1 protein-coding gene and 2 pseudogenes are annotated in these 884 nt (G+C 71.5%); all 3 read left to right on the forward strand.

From position 1 onward, the window contains the following. A pseudogene (locus AC27IQ_RS25910) lies at nt 1-229 on the forward strand (tRNA (adenosine(37)-N6)-threonylcarbamoyltransferase complex dimerization subunit type 1 TsaB); the annotation flags it as partial. Next, complete coding sequence (rimI, locus tag AC27IQ_RS25915; RefSeq protein WP_284424366.1) at nt 226-696, forward strand: ribosomal protein S18-alanine N-acetyltransferase; 471 nt, start codon at nt 226-228, stop codon at nt 694-696. The pseudogene AC27IQ_RS25910 and the gene rimI, both read left to right, overlap by 4 nt. After that, nucleotides 693-884: pseudogene (locus tag AC27IQ_RS25920) on the forward strand (uracil-DNA glycosylase family protein); the annotation flags it as partial. The gene rimI and the pseudogene AC27IQ_RS25920, both read left to right, overlap by 4 nt.

Raw genomic sequence — 884 nt, forward strand, 5'->3', positions numbered from 1 at the left:
CCTATGGCGAGCGGCTCGCACCCGACGCCCCCCCACGTGTTCGGCCTGCCGACCGCTCTGGCCCTGCTGCACCTGGCCCCCCGCGCGCATCGCTGCGGGGGGCGCGCAACCGGCCAGCGAAGCCCTGCCGCTGTACGTGCGCGATAAAGTGGCGCAAACCACGGCGGAGCGCCTGGCGGCGAAGCAGGCGGCCGCAGCCGCCCTGCCTCCCATTCTGAGTGCCCCATGAGCGCCGTTCCCCACACCCCCGAAGAAGCCCGGTTCGAGCCGCTCACGCTCGCGCGGCTGGATGCGCTGCTGGCGATCGAACAGGTCGCCTACACGCACCCCTGGACGCGCGGCAACTTCATCGATGCCATGGCGGCCGGCTACGAAACCCAGCTGCTGATGGCCGGCGATGAACTGATCGGCTACTTCGTGGCCATGAAAGGCGTGGACGAAGTGCACCTGCTCAACCTGACCGTGGCACCCGCCCACCAGCGCCAGGGCTGGGCCCGGCTGCTGCTGGATGCGCTGGCCCTGTGGGCGCGCGGCTGCAACGCGCAATGGCTGTGGCTGGAAGTGCGCGTGAGCAATGCGCGGGCACGGTCGATCTACGAAGCCCGGGGCTTTCGCTTCGTGGGCGAACGCAAGCGCTACTACCCCGCCCACGGCGGCGAACGCGAGGATGCCGTCGTGATGAGCCTGCCACTATGAGCCTGGACCTGGACGCACGCCAGCGCGCCATGCTGGCCGAGATGGGCATCACCGTGTGGGCGCCGGCTACGGCCTCCGTGGCGGTGCAGGAGCCGGCCGTGGCCAAGACTCCGGCGGCCGAATCCACGGATGCCCCCCCCTCCTCCGCCGTGCCGGCCGCGCCCCGGTTGGCGCCAGCACCGCAGGCC

This window comes from Acidovorax sp. KPB24-07, assembly GCF_057543315.1.